Annotated in this window: 17 protein-coding genes; 15 read left to right on the plus strand and 2 right to left on the minus strand. The window is 56.6% G+C overall.

Features of this window, described 5'->3' with window-relative positions; all coding sequences use genetic code 11:
• Positions 1-61: 61 nt before the first annotated feature.
• The 13 genes from DW892_RS04940 to DW892_RS05000 all read left to right on the plus strand — a co-directional run bounded on the left by DW892_RS04940 (position 62) and on the right by DW892_RS05000 (position 13,166).
• Complete coding sequence (locus DW892_RS04940) at positions 62-904, plus strand: Cof-type HAD-IIB family hydrolase (protein WP_187364984.1); 843 nt, start codon at positions 62-64, stop codon at positions 902-904.
• Positions 905-967: 63 nt separating this feature from the next.
• Entirely contained in the window at positions 968-1,627 is a 660-nt protein-coding gene (locus tag DW892_RS04945; RefSeq protein WP_316242604.1) for an HAD family phosphatase, read from the plus strand.
• Positions 1,628-1,777: 150 nt separating this feature from the next.
• On the plus strand, positions 1,778-2,521 hold the full coding sequence (locus tag DW892_RS04950; protein WP_117766104.1) for a GntR family transcriptional regulator: 744 nt from the start codon (positions 1,778-1,780) through the stop codon (positions 2,519-2,521).
• Positions 2,522-2,739: 218 nt separating this feature from the next.
• Positions 2,740-4,203, plus strand: a complete 1,464-nt coding sequence (locus DW892_RS04955) for a YfcC family protein (RefSeq protein WP_117766106.1) — start codon at positions 2,740-2,742, stop codon at positions 4,201-4,203.
• Between the two features lie 9 nt (positions 4,204-4,212).
• Positions 4,213-5,796 carry an amidohydrolase gene (locus DW892_RS04960; protein ID WP_117766108.1) on the plus strand — a complete coding sequence of 528 codons (1,584 nt, stop codon included), beginning with the start codon at positions 4,213-4,215 and terminating at the stop codon, positions 5,794-5,796.
• A 1-nt stretch (position 5,797) separates the two neighbouring features.
• Positions 5,798-6,649 (plus strand): sugar phosphate isomerase/epimerase, encoded by an 852-nt coding sequence (locus DW892_RS04965; RefSeq protein WP_117629752.1) that lies wholly within the window; start codon positions 5,798-5,800, stop codon positions 6,647-6,649.
• A 62-nt stretch (positions 6,650-6,711) separates the two neighbouring features.
• Entirely contained in the window at positions 6,712-7,680 is a 969-nt protein-coding gene (locus DW892_RS04970; protein WP_022094440.1) for an SIS domain-containing protein, read from the plus strand.
• A gap of 14 nt (positions 7,681-7,694) precedes the next feature.
• Entirely contained in the window at positions 7,695-8,558 is an 864-nt protein-coding gene (locus DW892_RS04975) for a PfkB family carbohydrate kinase (RefSeq protein ID WP_117766110.1), read from the plus strand.
• Between the two features lie 121 nt (positions 8,559-8,679).
• Positions 8,680-9,480: a fructoselysine 6-kinase gene (gene frlD / locus DW892_RS04980; protein WP_117766112.1), complete on the plus strand. Its 801-nt coding sequence runs from the start codon at positions 8,680-8,682 to the stop codon at positions 9,478-9,480.
• A gap of 27 nt (positions 9,481-9,507) precedes the next feature.
• The gene (locus DW892_RS04985) at positions 9,508-10,368 is read left to right on the plus strand and encodes an amidohydrolase family protein (RefSeq protein WP_233546833.1); all 861 of its coding nucleotides are present in this window, start codon (positions 9,508-9,510) and stop codon (positions 10,366-10,368) included.
• Positions 10,369-10,370: 2 nt separating this feature from the next.
• Complete coding sequence (locus DW892_RS04990; protein ID WP_117735290.1) at positions 10,371-10,799, plus strand: secondary thiamine-phosphate synthase enzyme YjbQ; 429 nt, start codon at positions 10,371-10,373, stop codon at positions 10,797-10,799.
• 33 nt (positions 10,800-10,832) lie between these two features.
• On the plus strand, positions 10,833-11,642 hold the full coding sequence (locus DW892_RS04995) for a BtpA/SgcQ family protein (RefSeq protein WP_233503156.1): 810 nt from the start codon (positions 10,833-10,835) through the stop codon (positions 11,640-11,642).
• 6 nt (positions 11,643-11,648) lie between these two features.
• Positions 11,649-13,166, plus strand: coding sequence for an FGGY-family carbohydrate kinase (locus DW892_RS05000; RefSeq protein ID WP_117629757.1), 1,518 nt, complete (start codon positions 11,649-11,651; stop codon positions 13,164-13,166).
• Between the two features lie 79 nt (positions 13,167-13,245).
• Here the strand turns inward: DW892_RS05000 and DW892_RS05005 are convergent, their stop codons facing one another.
• Complete coding sequence (locus tag DW892_RS05005; RefSeq protein WP_117766116.1) at positions 13,246-14,028, minus strand: TatD family hydrolase; 783 nt, start codon at positions 14,026-14,028, stop codon at positions 13,246-13,248.
• A 14-nt stretch (positions 14,029-14,042) separates the two neighbouring features.
• Positions 14,043-14,834, minus strand: a complete 792-nt coding sequence (locus DW892_RS05010; RefSeq protein ID WP_316242605.1) for a tRNA threonylcarbamoyladenosine dehydratase — start codon at positions 14,832-14,834, stop codon at positions 14,043-14,045.
• A gap of 300 nt (positions 14,835-15,134) precedes the next feature.
• Between DW892_RS05010 and DW892_RS05015 the strand changes: the two genes are divergently transcribed.
• Together DW892_RS05015 and DW892_RS05020 are read left to right on the plus strand one after the other, a co-directional pair.
• A complete protein-coding gene (locus DW892_RS05015; RefSeq protein ID WP_022094448.1) occupies positions 15,135-15,413 on the plus strand; it encodes an autorepressor SdpR family transcription factor in 279 nt (92 codons plus the stop codon).
• Positions 15,406-16,110, plus strand: coding sequence for an SdpI family protein (locus DW892_RS05020; protein ID WP_117629760.1), 705 nt, complete (start codon positions 15,406-15,408; stop codon positions 16,108-16,110). Before DW892_RS05015 ends, DW892_RS05020 begins: the two co-directional genes overlap by 8 nt.
• Positions 16,111-16,335 lie beyond the last annotated feature (225 nt).

Here is a 16,335-nt window from a genome sequence, read left to right on the forward strand (position 1 = left end):
GCCGCCGTGGGTGTTCTGTATGATGGCTCAGACAAGGTTGCTCAATGACAGGGAGGCACATATGGCAATTAAGGCCATCGCAATGGATATCGACGGTACGCTCACCAACGACCAGAAGGTGATCAGCCCGCGTACGCGCGAGAAGCTGCTCGCGGCGCAGGAATCGGGTATTAAGCTCATCTTGGCTTCGGGTCGTCCCGCCTGGGGTCTTCACGCCTTGGCGCAGGAGCTCGACCTTCAAAACCATGACGGTCTGTTAGTTGCCTTTAATGGAGCGCATGTGGTCGACGCTCAGACCGATGAGGTCCTTTTTGACCAAGCCATGCCGGCTGACGAGCTGCACCGTCTGATTGATCATCTGCGCAATTTTGACGTGATCCCTATGATTTCGCTCGGTCGCGATTTGCACGTCGAGGACTCGTACCATTGCATGATCACGCTGCCTGACGGCTCTCAGAAAAACATCGTCAAGTATGAGCGCGATGCGTGCGATCTTAAGATCCGCGAGGTGGAAAGCCTGCATGAGGTCGTTGATGCTTATCCCGTGGACAAGCTGCTGACGGCGGGCGATCCGACCTACCTGCAGGCGCATTACGCGGAAATGTATGCGCCCTTTACCCAGACGCTTTCGGGCATGTTTACGGCTGACTGGTACTTTGAGTACACGGCGCCCGGTATCGACAAGGCCCGTGCGCTCGAGGGTGCCCTGCCCAAGCTCGGCATCGATGCCAGTGAGGTCGTATCGTTTGGCGACGGCCAGAACGACAAGTCCATGATTGAGTGGGCCGGCACCGGTGTTGCCATGGGCAACGCCGTCGATGAGGTTAAGGCTGTGGCCCAGATGGTGACCGCCAATAACAACGAAGACGGTATTGCGGTGGCGCTGGATAAGCTGCTGGGTTAGAATCGCCGATAATGCATGGTTCGGGCGCCTGCTTACAGGCGCCCTTTTGTTAGGGAGGGTGCCGTGTCTGCATTTCCGTTCGACGCCGTTATCTTTGACATGGACGGTGTCATTGTCGATACCGAGTATTACTACCTGGGCGAGACTGCCGCGTTTGCCAAGGAGCTTGGGTTGAACCTGACTCAAGAGGAGTTGAATGGGCAGGTCGGTACCTCGCATCAGTTCTTCCTGCATATGCTGGTCGATTGGTTTGAGCGTGCCGGTAAGGGGCATTTCACTGGCGAAGAAGCGTTGGCCCGTTGGGACGAGTGGGCGCATAAGCGTCTGCGTGACTACCAGGCTTTGATTAACCCGGGCGCTGTGGATACGATTCGAGAGTTGCCGCGCCGTGGCGTTCGCGTGGCGCTTGCCAGCTCGTCTCCCGTGGATAGCATCGAGGAAGTGCTCAACGCGTGCGGGTTGTCGGATGCCTTTGAATATGTGGTGAGCGGCGAGCAGTTTAAGGAGAGCAAGCCCGAGCCCGATATCTACTTGCATGCGCTGGACTTGCTGGGGCTGCCCGCGGACCGCTGCTGCTGCGTTGAGGATTCGGTGCCTGGCATCACTGCCGGCAAGCGAGCCGGCCTGACAGTCATTGCCAAGCGCGAGGAGCGCTTCGGCTTTAGCCAGGATGCCGCGGACAAGATCATCGACCAGCTGCCGGAGCTGCTCACGCTTTCTTAGGAGCGCGGTAGTTGCGCGTTTTTCGGGTCTGATGAGTAAATAGCCGACATTTTGGTGCGACACCTAGCATACTTTAAGCTAATGCGGGCTTAAGGACTTGTTGAATGCCCCTAAGTCCGTTTTAGACTTAATTGTGCTTGGAGAGGGTATATGCCACCGACTGAAGGGCTAGCTGACGGTAAAGCAGCGATACCGCTGTACCAACAGGTTATCGATATCATCAAAAACGAAATCAACTCCGGTGCCTACAAGGCAGGCGCGCGGATACCCAACGAATTCGAATTGGCTGAGAGCTATAAAGTTGGCCGCGTTACCGTGCGACGCGCTATTGAGGAGCTCGTCCAACAGGGCTATCTAACGAAGCGACAGGGGAAAGGCACGTTTGTCAATGCCCCCAAGCTCAAACGCAAGATTCGCCAGAAGGATGACGTCCAGAGTTTTTCGGACGCATGCCGCGTAAACGGAATGGAACCGGGGGCGCGTGTCATTTCGAGAAAGATACTGCCGGCGGATTCCACCGAAGCACAGTTCTTTGGTGTTCCCGTTGGAACTGACTTGATCTGCGTTGAGCGCGTGCGTACTGCCGATGGCGTCCCTGTCATGCTCGAGAACAACATATATGTTTACGAGGACAACGCCTATCTATCAACGGCACCTCTATCTAACCAATCCATTTTTGAGTTCGTGCGCAACCGGACGGGCCGCACGCCCGCGTTTACCGACCCATGCACGCTTGAGATCGCGTGCGCGTCGCCCGAGGTCGCTCGGTTGTTGGCAGTTCCCGTTGGCGAACCATTGTTTTATATGGAAGCCTTCTTTTTCGATGAACAGCGGCGGCCGTTTATCATCGGTCGTCAGCGGATCGTTGGGTCTCGCTACGTTTTTGACATCTAGGACATTGCGAATGGAAGCGCCCGGTGGATCATCTCACCGGGCGTCTCCATACCGTTCACGGCGCAAACGCAACCGTTCAACCGCGTTGCGGCAATCAGTTTGAAATTATCATGATGACGAGAAAAGCTGCTGGTAATCTATAGAACGTCATAGAACGTTTGCCTTGTGCAAACGTTGAGGCGAGATGCGATGCAGTCTCGAGTTCTTTGGAGGTATCTATGTCAGATACGAAGGCGAAGAAGACAAACAGACGTTTTAAGTTCAAATTACCGCATGTCTATACGATCATGTTCTTGCTGATCGTTGTCTTTGCGGTCTTGACTTGGATCGTTCCCTCTGGTCAGTATCAGCGCAAGATGATTTCGACAGCGGCGGGCGAGCGTGAAGTCGCCGTTGCTGGAACCTATGAACAGGTCGATAAGAACTACACCGATTCCGAGACCGGCGAGACCATCAATCTGGGTCAGGATATCTTCGCGGTCCTGCAAGCGCCCACTAAGGGCATCCAGGAGGCTGCCGACGTCGTTGCGTTCGTCTTATTGATTGGCGGATCGTTCGCAATCATCACCAAGACCAACGCTTTGAATGCCGGCATGAGCCGTGTGATTAAAAAGCTCAAGAACAAGGACATCCTCATCATTCCCATCACGATGACGTTGCTGTCCATTTGCGGCACCACGTTTGGTATGTCTGAGGAAGCCCTGCCGTTCTATGCCATTTTCATTCCCATCATGATGGGTATCGGTTATGACTCGATGACGGCATTCATCATCTGCTTCCTTGGTCCTAACCTGGGATATTGTGCTTCGACCATCGATCCGTTTAATGTTTTGATCGCCCAAGGCATCATTGGCATCGAGGGCAATCCGCAACTGTGGCTGCGCGCCGTTTCTTGGGTCATCTTCACTGCCGTCGGTATCGCATGGGCTATGCGCTACGCCATGCGCGTCAAGAAAAACCCCGAGTCGTCCATTACGTACGAGGACGATAAGCTCAAGCGTATCGAGTTTTCCGTGACCGATGCCTCCATCGAGGAAGAGTTCACTACCCGTCAGAAGCTCGTGCTTATCGATTTTGCTTGCGGTATGGGCATTATCGTCTGGGGTCTTGTTACCCAGGGTTGGTACATGAATGAGATCTCCGCCGTGTTCCTTGGCATGGGCTTGCTTGCCGGTATCCTGGGCGGTCTTGACCAGCAGACGATTGCCGAGGAGTTCGTTAAAGGTCTCGCCGACTTTGCGTACGCCGCCATCGTTATCGGTATCGCTCGCGGTATTCTGGTCATCGCCGAGGGCGGCATGATCATCGACACCATCCTCCAGGCGCTCGCTACTGCGCTCGCCGGTGCACCCGCCGCCGTCTACACCACGTTTATGTATATCGTCCTTGGCCTGCTCTCTTTGCTGGTTCCCTCGAGTTCTGGCCTGGCGGCACTCACCATGCCCGTTATGGGCCCCCTGACCGAGCTCATGGGCCTCAATCCCGAGGCGGCCGTTACCGCGCTCCAGTTTGCCAACCAGACCATCAACACCATCAGTCCCGTGGCGGGCATGACGGTCGCCGGCCTTGGCGTGGCTAAAATTTCGTTTGGCCAATGGTGGAAGACCATTTGGAAGTTCTTCATCTTTATGGTCGTGTTTGGCTTGGTCATTACTGCCATTTCTGGCATGCTTCCGGCGTAGGTGATTATAATGTCCGATCGTTTGACGGTCCTGACGTCTAAGAGCGTCTTTACCGGTACGGGGGACCTGCCGTTTGAAGGTTTCGTAGCGGTCCGTGACAATCGAATTGAGGCGGTTGGCACCAAGTGTGAGGTAGCTTCGTATTTGACCCAGGCGGACGAGGTAGTTGACCTGGGCGACCGCACCGTCATGCCTGGCCTGATCGATGTGCATACCTTCTATACAGGCTGGGCGCTGCGGACGTTGGGGTCTGATCTGTCCGGCATCGCCGATGCCAAAGAGACCGTGTCGCTCTTGCGTGCATGGAAAGAAGATCATCCGGATTGCGCGGCGGCTTTTGGCCACAACCTGCCCGAAACGTTGGCATCGGATGCCGAGAACGCAAATACGGCAGCTGTGTTTGACGATTGTTTTGGCGATATCCCTGTCGTCTGCTTTACACCGGGTGCGGAGACCTGCGTTCTCAATGCTGCCGCCAGTGCGCGATACGGCTTCACACCCCAGGCGTGTTATGCCGAGAAGATCTGGCGCATGATGAGCGATTTCCTCGCGCTGCCCGAGGTACGTGCGGGGTATTCGGACTACATGGGCATGCTTAACGAGCGCGGCGTTACCGCCATCAAGGAGATGGCGTTTGATGACTACTACGGTTTTGCCGACGAAATGGCTCGCCGTGAGGAATCTGGTGAGCTGACGGTTCGCGTCTCTATGATGTCGCAGCCGGTGGGTGCCGGTGCAAATCTGTCATATGCTCGCGAGGCACGAGAGCGCTTCCGGGGTCCGTTCGTTCGTTTTTCTGGCTTCAACCGTATGACCGACCGCGGCGTATGGGCGGGGCTTGCCGAGATGATTGACCCCTATGAGGACACGGCCGATGCGGGCGCTGCCGGCAAGACGGTCGTCGAGGAGCCCGAGTGGGATCTGATTGAGAACGAGCTGCGCGCAATTGATGCTGACGGCTTCCGATATTCCTTGCATTGCCAGGGCGATGGCGCCGTTCGTCGCACCGTGGCGCTCTATGCCTCGCTGCCTCGAGACGAGCATGGACGGTTGCTTCGCCGCCATGCGATTACCGATCTCGAGAACTCTGATCCGACCGATCTTGTCGAGTTTGGCAAGTTAGGTGGAATTTGCGAGGTCTATCCGCAGATTTTGACGCTGGACCGGCGCGAGGATTGCCTGTCGATGATGCGTCGACAAATTGGCGAGACGCGACTTTTGCACAGCTGGAATCGCCGCGGCATGGAAGATTCCGGATGCACGGTGTGCTGTGGTACGGATTTGCCGCTGCTGATTCCGAGCCTGGGCGAGTCAATCTACAGCGCGTGCGGCGGATACTTCGACGATGGACTGCCCGTGAATGAGGCCAACGCGCTGACACTTGTCGAGCTCTTGCGCGCTTGGACTGCCGGGGGCGCGTACGATCTGATGCGCGAAGACGAGCTGGGTACGCTCGAGGTCGGCAAGCTTGCCGATATCTGCGTGCTCGATCGGGATGTGTTCGACCTCGATTATCACGACGCACGCAATCTTGCGGTTGATATGACGATGTCGGACGGACGAATCGTGTTCGATCGAAATAAGGAGGCATAAGATGTCTGAATCCAAACCGACGCTGCGCCGCGAACAGATTGCGGGCATGAATATCCACTACATCATGTGGTCGCTCGATTACTTCCTTGATGTGCAGCAGCGTTTGGGCTTTGAGTCCATTGAGCTGTGGTGTGCGGAGCCGCATGTGACACTCGACCACACGGGCTACTTTGAGGCTGAGGTCCTGGCAAAAAAGGCTGCAGACCGTGGGCTTAGGTATCGTACTCTGTGCCCCGAGAATGTTGTCTATCCTTGGCAGTATTGCGCACGCAAACCGCTGCATGAACAGCGCAGCCTGGCGTACTTTAAGCACGGCATTGAGCTTGCCGAGGTACTTGGGTGCGACCGTATGTCCGTCAACTCGGGCTGGGGCGACTGGGACGAGGACCGCGAGGAAGCCTGGAAGCGCAGCCGCGAGCACTTGTCCATTCTGGCGGAGTATGCCGGCGAGCACGGTCTGGTGCTTACGATGGAAAGCCTGCGTCCCGAGGAGAGCAACCTTGTGACGACGGTTTCCGATGCGAAGCGCATGATTGACGAGGTCGCGAGCCCGTACTTGCAGCCCATGGTTGATACAACCGCGATGGGCGTTGCAGGTGAGACGCTCGAGGACTGGTTTGCCGCCTTTGGTGATGGGGCAATACACGAGATGCACTTTATCGACGGTGATCCGTATGGCCATCTGGTGTGGGGCGATGGCAAGCACGATATGGACGCCTTCGTCGCCACACTCAACGCCCATGGTTTCGACGGCATGCTGGGCCAGGAAATCACGGACGGTCGTTACTACGATGACCCCGCGGCGGCAGATGCCAAGAACATGGCCGCATTCGAGAAATATCTGATTGACTAAAACAACTATCGGCTACGCAACCAACGTCATTGATTGCGGGCCAAACAAGAAAGGAACTGGATATGAACGCACACGATCTGATCAAAGAGGCAATTGCCGAGAAGGGCAAGTTCGACAGCGTCTACTGGATTGCTTGCGGTGGCTCCATGATCGATTTGATCCCGGCTCATGAGCTTCTGCAGCGCGAGGCAACCACCTTCACTTCGTATATCTATACGGCTCGCGAGTTTGATATCATGCGCCCACGCCGCTTAGGTGAGAAATCCCTGGTCATTGCTTGCAGCCACAGTGGCAACACCCCCGAGGTCGTCGAGGGCTGTGAGATTGCCCTTGCTGCCGGCGCTACGGTAATCGCCCAGACCGACAACGCTGGATCCAAGATTGACTCCGGCAAGTGGACCACGTGGGTCTACCCGTGGGGCGAGGGCGTGCCGCAGGCCGAGGTCCCTGCTGGCATTTCGCTGTCGCTTGCGGCCGAGCTGCTCGATCAACAGGAGGGCTACGCCGATCTTGCCGATATGTATGCCGGTATCGCCGAGATGGATAAGATTCTTCCCCCGGCACGTGAGAAGGTAAATGCCGAGCTGGGCGATCGTTTTGCCAAGCTTTGCCAGGAGCACGAGTTCTTCTACATTCTGGGCAGCGGTCCCAACTTTAGCCAGACCTACGGTTTCGCTATCTGCTCTCTTATGGAGATGCAGTGGCAGCACTGCAGCTACATCCACTCTGCCGAGTACTTCCACGGTCCCTTCGAGGCTACTCAGGATGGCGTTTTTTACTTCCTGCAGATGGGCTCCAGCGAGTGCCGTGCTATGGACGAGCGCGCCCTGGCGTTCCTTAAGACGCATACCGATACGCTGATGGTGCTCGATGCCAAGGAGTACGGTATGGAAGCCGTGCCGGCGAGCGTCCGTGCCTATCTGGACCCGGTGCTGTTCTACGCCATGAACTGCGAGCTGCGTGCTGCACGCGGCAAGGTGTTTGATCACGATCCCGATTTCCGTCGCTATATGGGTGTTGTCGAGTACTAGAAGGGGCAAAGGCCATGGCATTTAACGTTAACGCGCTCGGATTTGGCGACAACGTCGTCGATCGCTACGAGCATATCCACACCATGTATCCTGGCGGCAACGCGGTGAACTTCGCCGTTTATGCCAAGAAATGCGGTGCCGCACGCTCTGCATACATGGGCATTTTTGGCAATGACGCCGCTGCCGAGCATGTCATTGCAAGCCTCGAGGATGAGGGTATCGAGCTTGGTAAGTGCGAGCAGATGATTGGCGAGAACGGAGCGGCTCGCGTGACCGTCGTTGACGGTGACCGTGTCTTCCTCGGCTCCAACGAGGGCGGTATCCGTGGCGATGCGCGCTATGTCCTCGATCGCTTTGACCTTTCGTACATGAAGCAGTTCGATGTGGTTCATTCGGGCAACTATTGCTTTACCGAGCGCGAGCTGCCCAAGTTGAAGGCTGCGGGCGTCACGGTCTCTTTTGACTTTTCGGACGACTCCACCGACGAGTACTACGAGCAGATTGCGCCCTACGTCGATTTTGCTTTCTTTAGTGCGGCGGATGCCGCGAGTGAGGACGAGATTCGCGAGCGTCTGGCATGGGTGAAGGGTCTGGGTCCGCGTTTTGTGTCGGCTACGGCGGGCGCCGAGGGCTGCATCGCTTACGACGGCAAGCGTTATTACCGCCAGCTGGCTAAACCGGTAACGGACATGAAGGACACCATGGGGGCGGGCGACTCGTTCCTCACCTCGTTTTTGATGTGCTATCTCGATTCCGCCAAGCGTGGCGAGGATGGCGCCGAGGCCATCGAGCGCGCGCTCGACTTTGCTGCCGGGTTTGCCTCGACCGTGTGCGGCATGGAAGGTTCTTGGGGCCACGGAGCACCAATCGTCGAATAGCTTAAGAAAGCGTACGGCGGTCTGGCTATGAGGCCTTGGACAACCGATGCAAAACAATAAGCGAAACGCGAAAAGGGGGCTCGTTATGTGGTGGGCCCCCTTTTGAACATTGGAGAAGAGTATGGGTATTAAAGCGTGTGCGGCTGGTTTTTGCTGCGCGGACGTCTATCAAAACATCGGCGTGTTCTATCCGACTGGTAATGGCATTGACTGGGGTATCCATCTTGCACGAATGGGCGTTTCGGTATCCGCCGTGTCGGTCGTCGGCAAGGACGAGTACGGAGACAAGATGAGGGAGGCGCTGGCCGCCGAGGGGTTCGATATCTCACATCTGCGGGTGGAGGATGGCGACACCTCGGTGATGCTCATGGCGTTGAAAGACGGCGTCGATCGCGTACATCTCGAGGCAATCGATGGCGTAATGGAGACATATCGACCGAATGAAGATGACCGGGCGTTTATCCTAGAACATGACATCATTCACACCGACCTGTTTGGCAATTGTTTGGACCTCCTGCCCGAATGGCATGATGCGGGCAAGACGGTGGTTATGGACTTCTCGGTGTTCAGCCAGGATCCCGAATATGCCTGCGAGAACCATTTTCCCTACGTTGACTATGCGTTCATGTCGTTTGAAGAGGACACTCCGGAGCTACGAGACTGGGTACGCCGCGTGCAGGTATTGGGACCGCGCGTTGCGGTTGCCACGCTTGGCGAGAAGGGAAGCATTGCCTATGACGGTGAGCGCTTCTATGAGTGTGGGATCGTGCCAGCGGAGAAGGTCGTTAATACCGTGGGTGCCGGCGACTCGTATATCGCCGGGTTTACCAAGGGCGTGATCGATGGCCTTGATATTCCGGCGTGTATGAAGGCGGGCGCTGAGCTGTCGTCCCGAGTGATTGGTTCGTTTGAGCCGTACTAGGGTCAAATGCCTGGAAAGGAGTACGAAATGGTTATCGACATGTTGGTCCATCCTATGCTCTACGGCGAGATCTGTACGCCGGGTGATGAGCCTGATGGATTCGGTTTTTGGTCACGAGAATTTGGTATGGGGCATATGGGCCCCATGGATTGGGATGAGCTTCAAGTCGAGATGGACGTCTGCGATGTGCAGAAGAGCGTGCTCATGCCGCTCGATGTAACCACGGCATGCGGAGGGCACTTTGGCACCAATGACCAGATTGCCATGCTGGTTGCCGCACATCCCGATCGTCTGTGGGGATTTGCGAGCGTAGACCCGCAGGTGAGCGGTGCCGCAGACGAATTGGAGCGCGCCTTTACCGAGTTGGGGGCAAAGGGGCTTTGCCTGCATCCTGCAAAGCAGGGTTTTGCCCCCGATGATGCTGTGGCCGAGCCGCTTTACGAACTGTGCGAGCGCTATAACAAGCCGGTGGTTTTCCATGCCGGTATGTCTTGGGAGCCGGGCGCAGAGCTCTCGCGCAGTAACCCGCTTGCATTTGAGCACACAATCGCAACGCATCCAAATGTGCGTTTTAGTTTGACCCATTTTTGCTGGCCCTGGGTGCGCGAGACCGTGGCGATGCTGCTCAAGTATCCCAACTGCTACGCGGACACCTCTATCACTTACATCGATTCGCCCGAGGAGATGATGCAGCGTCTTTTCACGGTCGATATGGGGCCGCTGTGGTATGAGCGCGCGTTATCGCACCAAGTGATGTTCGCCAGCAATACGCCGCGCTTCCGTGCATTCAAACTCAAGCGGGCGCTCGATACCGTGCCCATGCGCGATGATGCGCGAGAAAGGCTCTACTGGGGTAATGCCCTGCGTTTTCTTGAAGGGGATGAGTGAACATGGTGACGCTCGAGACATTGAGCTATCTATCGACTGCTCCGGACCAGTTCATCGATATTACCGAGGACGTGCACGCTGCCATCGAACGCAGCTCGGTGACCAATGGCTTGGCGGCGATTATTTTGTCGCATACGACCTGCGGAATCGTGGTAAACGAGGGGCTGCCCTGCGTGGAGACGGATCTTATGGAGACGCTTGATCGCATCGCCCCACTCGATGCCCCCTATGCGCATGCACACTTCCTGCCGAGCTATGGAGCCACTGGTAACAACTCCTGTGGGCATATCAAGAGCATGATTTGTGGAAACAGTTGCTTCTTTCCCGTCCAAGATGGCCACATCGTGTGCGGAGGTGCCCAGAACATCTATCTTGCGGAGTTTGACGGTCCGCAGAAGCGAAAAGTGTACGTCGAGGTGCTGGGGGAGTAACGTCCCTGCAATAACCCTATGAAGGAGCACGTTATGTCGTTTCTAACTTCGATGTTCAAGAACGAAAAGCCGGTTATCGGAATGCTGCACCTGCGTCCTCTGCCGGGCGATCCGCTGTATTACCCGGGCGGAAGCGTATCGCAGGTCGTGGAAGCCGCCAAGCGCGATCTCGAGGCGTTGCAGCAGGGCGGTGTCGATGGCATTTTGATTACCAATGAGCTCTCGATGCCCTATGAGCAGCATGTTTCTCCCTCAACCCTTGCATCGATGGGCTATGTAATCGGGGCTCTGTCCCATGATCTGTCGACTCCTTGGGGAGCTGAGGCAATTTACGATGGTGATGCCACAATCGAGCTGTGCGCTGCCGTCGACGCGCAGTTCACGCGCTGCAATTTTTGCGGTGCCTGGGCCGGTGATCTCGGGCTGATTAACCGAGATTTCGCTCACACCATGCGTCGCAAGGCGGCGCTGCGCTTGGACGACCTCAAGCTTTTTCACTTCATCACGAGCGAGGGCGAGGTTTATCTCAACGACCGCACGACCGCGGACATTGCCGATTCACTTCTCTTTAATTGCCTACCGGATGCGATGGTCATCGGCGGTTCGGCTGCCGGTCGTGGCGCTTCGGGCGAGCTTGCCGACGAGGTCCGCGAGCGTGTTGGCGAAGTGCCCGTGGTATGTGGCACCGGTTGTCGCGAAAATACCGTGGCTGACGTATTTGCTCACTACGATGGCGCGTTTGTCGGCACGTGCTTAAAGCGCGACGGAAAGCTGGATGCCCCGATTGATGTTGAGCGGGTGGTTCGTTTTATGGCTGCCGCTCGTACGGCGCGAGGGGAGTAGGCACCTATGGCGCTCTATCTGGGTATTGATATTGGGACAAGCGCCTCTAAAGGCGTTTTAATCGATGATCGATGCAACATCGTTTGCCAAGCCTCTTGTGGACATGAGACGGACAACCCGTGTGATGGATGGTACCAGCATGATGCTGAGGCAGTTTGGTGGGGCGATTTTTGCCGCTTGTCGCGCGAGCTGGTGATGCTATCGGGGGTTAACGCGGCGCAGATCGGATGCGTGGGCCTTTCCGCATTGGGTTGCGACTGTGTGCCGGTCGATACCGAGTGCAACGCGCTGGCGCCCGCGATTTTGTATGGAGTCGATGCACGTTCGAAGCCGCAGATTGACGAGCTCCTTTCCGAATATGGGTCAGGTCGCGCACGCGAACTTTTCGGGCACGATCCCTGCTCATCAGATATTGCTCCTAAGATCTTATGGTTTAAGGAGAATATGCCCGAGGTGCACGAACGTGCCGCGAAGTTCCTGACGGCATCATCGTTTCTATGCGCAAAGTTGACGGGGCGTTTTACGGTGGACCGTTACTTGGCGGAGGATTTTCTTCCCCTATACGACCGCTACACTTGGAGGGTTGATGCTCGGGAATGTGCTCGTTTCTGCCGGCCTGACCAGATGGCGGAGGTAATGTCGGCTACCGATATTGCCGGGGCGATTACGCAGCGCGCGGCTGAGGCGACAGGGCTCGCGGCAGGGACACCTGTCTTAGTGGGAACGGGCGACTCTGGTGCCGAGGCCATTTCGACGGGTGTATTTCGTCCCGGCGATATGATGGTTCAGTTGGGGAGCACGGCGTATTTCATCTACCTAGCTGATCATATGGTCGATGATGCCCGCCTGTGGCCAGGGACGTTTATCATTCCCGGAACTTACGGGATCTGCGCGGGGACCAATACGGCGGGTGCACTCACATCGTGGCTGCGCCAAGAGCTGTATCGCGACGCCGTGGAGGCCGAGGGCCACGGTGGCCCCGATGCATATTCGGTCATGGCGCATGATGCCGCCGATGTGGCGCCGGGTGCCGATGGGCTCCTGTGCCTGCCGTACTTTGCGGGGGAGCGTACTCCGCTCAACGATCCCGAGGCACGTGGCGTCTTCTTTGGCCTGACCGGAAGGCATACGCGAGCCCATATGGTTCGCGCCGCCTTGGAAGGCGTCGCGTATACCGTTGCATCCCATGTCGACATTATCGAGCGAGAGCATGGACTGCCAATTGGGCGCATTATGCTTGTCGGAGGTGGAACCAAGAATCCAGTTTGGATGCAGGCTATCGCCGACGTATGCGGGCGCGAGGTCTCGGTTGCCAAGGTTACGGTGGGCGCATGCTTCGGTGATGCCATCATGGCAGCTCTCGCAGGTGGCGCCTATGCATCATGGGATGAACTCGCCCAAGTCCTTGGCGTTGCACAAACAATCGTGCCCGATATGGATGCCCACGAGCTATATGCGTCGCGTCGTCATATCTTTGACGAATTGTATGCACGCAACCGTGATCTCATGCACGAATTGGTGTAATGCTGCCGAATTGTACTGCCTGCCAATAGGGACTGCGTTGTGCGATTCGCATGTCCCTTGGCATTTTTGCCCACAGGGGTTAGCGAAGGTCAAAAACAGAGTGCGCATTTGCTAAAACTACCGACTCGATGCGCTTTGCGTCACAGTTTTTGAGTGAAGCAATGTGCATCGAGGTCCTTGCGAGCGATCTGATGAGCGATTGCACACTTGTTTCTGTGTTTGGTTCGGCCGGCGCATCGGTCTCGAGCAGTAGACGGTCGAGTGGAATCTGTCGGGCGTATTCGCGCCCACGTTTGGTGGCGAGCATGCGCTCGCTGACGGAAAAATAGCAGCCTGCATCGCGCGCGCGGACGAGTTCGTCCGAGGTGCCGCTAAACCAGTGGAAGATGATAAAGGGGGAGTCGGGATTTGGGATGAGTAGTCCGTGCGACTCGAGGACGTCCAGCACGGTTCCTGCCGAACGAACGGCGTGAATTGATATCACGCGTCCGGCAAGAGGGTGCTGCACGAGTGCATCGCAGAGCCGGTCAAATGCCTGTACTTGTAGCGACTCGCTTCCGGCAAAACGAGCGGAAAAGTCGAGCCCGACCTCGCCGATCAAGCGTTCTTGTGCAGCGACTTCGCAAAGCAGATTGATTTCAGCGTTGCCACATCGTCCGTCGGCGAGCCACCAGGGATGGAGGCCGATGCCGGCAAAGATATTTGAACGGCCGCAGGCGCGCTTCTTGGCGCGTGCAAAGTCGTGCGGATCGACGCCGCAGTCAAATAGAATCAGGCCCAGTGCCGTTGCCTCATCGGCAACGGCGTCCGGGTGAGCCATTAGATCAAGATGGCAGTGTGCATCAAATAACCGGGGCTCCATCTCGGCGCGCTCCGCTAGTCTAGGCGCTGGCTATCGGCGCGCACGCGCTCGGTGCCGCGGCCACTGATCTGACGGATAACCTCGCCGGCGATCATCTGGCCCATGATGGGCGGCATAAAGCTGGCGGTTCCCAGCTCGGTGCGCTCGTGGATGTTGGAAGGATCGCGGGGCTGTGTCTTAACCGATTCCTCGCAGCTAAACAGTACGTGTAGGCTCTTGATTCCGCGCTTCTTACATTCTTTGCGCATAATGCGGCTCATGGGGTCACGTACCGTATCGAAGATGTCGGCAAAGCGGAGGCACTCGGGATGGAGTTTGTTGGCCCCGCCCATGGAGCTAACCAAACGGATGTCATGGTCCTGAGCATATTTGGCAATGGTGAGCTTGGCCGAGATGGTGTCGATGGCGTCGACGACGTAGTCGAGCTTGCCACCCGTCTGCTCCAAAACGCCCGCGAAGAACTCGTCGATGTTGTCGCTCAGCAGGTATTCGGTGCGCTTGATAACGCTGGCGGCGGGATTGATGTCGTGGATCATGGCTTCCATCACGTCAACCTTGCGCTTGCCGACGGTGCTGTGAAAGGCGATGGCCTGTCGATTGATGTTGCTGGGCGCGACGATATCCTTGTCCAGAATCACAAAATGACCGATGCCGCCGCGGACAAGTGCCTCGCAGCAGTTGGAGCCCACGCCTCCGCAGCCGAGCACCAGCACCGTGGCGTTGGCGAGTCTATCGAGTGCCTCACGGCCCATGATGATCTCGAGTTTGGTGTCGCGTGTCTCGACGAGAGCGGCGGTTTCGGTCATAGACATCCTCCGATGGGGAAGCGAATCGTGTTTTAGCTATCACCATTATAGGTATTATCGCTATTCCATTTGAGCCCTAGGGGCTTGTTGAAATGAGGCGGTGATTCGCATAAGATGAAGCAGATGGCACCCGTTGCCGCGGGTTAGCCAACTCCGAAACACGTTTATGGCGTGAGAAGTGGCCGTCTTCGCATTACGCGGAGGCGGCTATTTTTTTTGAGTACAAGATTAGATAGTTAGACAAACATCTAAATATCGAGTATAGTGTGCGCGTCATGAGGGGTGCTGAGAGGAGGTCCTATGCCGGGAGAGGGTTTTAAGGCGCTTGCCGATCCAACGCGACGGCGCATTTTGGAGTTGCTGCGCGAGGGCAATTGTACGGCCGGGGAGCTTGCCGAGCATTTTGACATCAGCAAGCCGTCATTGAGCCATCATTTGGCGACGCTCAAAAACGCCGGGCTGGTGACCGACGAGCGCCATGGCCAAAACATCGTTTACAGCTTAAACACCACCGTCATGCAGGACTTGATTGGCTGGTTTATGGGCTTTACAAACACGGAAGGTGATAAGGATGAATAACGAAAACAAGGGCATTCACCCCACGGGGGTATCGTCGCGCGTGTGGATTGCGCTGGTCGTTCTGTGCGTCGCCAATGTCGTAGCGCACCTCATGGTGATGCCGAGCTTGCCTGCACAGATTCCCACGCACTGGGGCGCGAACGGCGCCGTCGATGGTTGGGGTCCTAGCTGGATGGCCTCCGCGCTCGGCGTGCTGCCTCTGGCGCTTCTCGCAATGTTCTGCGTGGTGCCGCGCATCGATCCCAAAGGTGAGGCATATCGAACCTCGGGCAAGTTCTATCAGGGCTTCGTAATCGCCTTCACCTTGTTCATGTGCGCCATAAGCTGGCTGGGAGAGCTTACGGTCTGGGGCGTGGTGCCGGCGGTCGGTTCGGTCAACGTGCTGATTTCCGGTGCTATCGGTTTGCTGTTCATCGGCGTAGGCAACTACTTGCCGCGTGTGAAGCAGAACTATACGCTCGGTATCAAGACGCCTTGGGCGCTTGCCGATCCCGAGAACTGGCGCCGTACGCAGCGTTTTGGCGGCGCCTGCTTTATGGTGCTGGGTATTGGCCTGATTGTGATGGGCGTGGCAGGTGCGGTGCTTTCGAGTGAAGTCGTTGCCGCGGTGATTGCGGTTCTGGCGTTTGGTTCAGCCGGAGCTGCCTACGTCTATTCGTATCTGCTGTGGCGTAAATCGCAGCGAGCCGTTCGCTAAGGTTGCGGAAAACTAGCGTACGCAGTTCATAGTATGTTCTGGGGGACTTTTCCCAGGTAGTATTAGGGGGTGTGGGCAACCATGCCCCTTTTTCGTTAAGTTTCAGAGCTGGTTTCCTCATTTCGTTTCCACTAAAGCGAATCAAGAATAGGGAAACAGCAGGTAGAAAGGATAAAACAGGCAAATGGCAGAGTTTATCTACCAGATGAGGCTTATACAAAACCG

Source organism: Collinsella sp. AM40-7AC (genome assembly GCF_003468125.1).
Taxonomy (GTDB): domain Bacteria; phylum Actinomycetota; class Coriobacteriia; order Coriobacteriales; family Coriobacteriaceae; genus Collinsella; species Collinsella aerofaciens_O.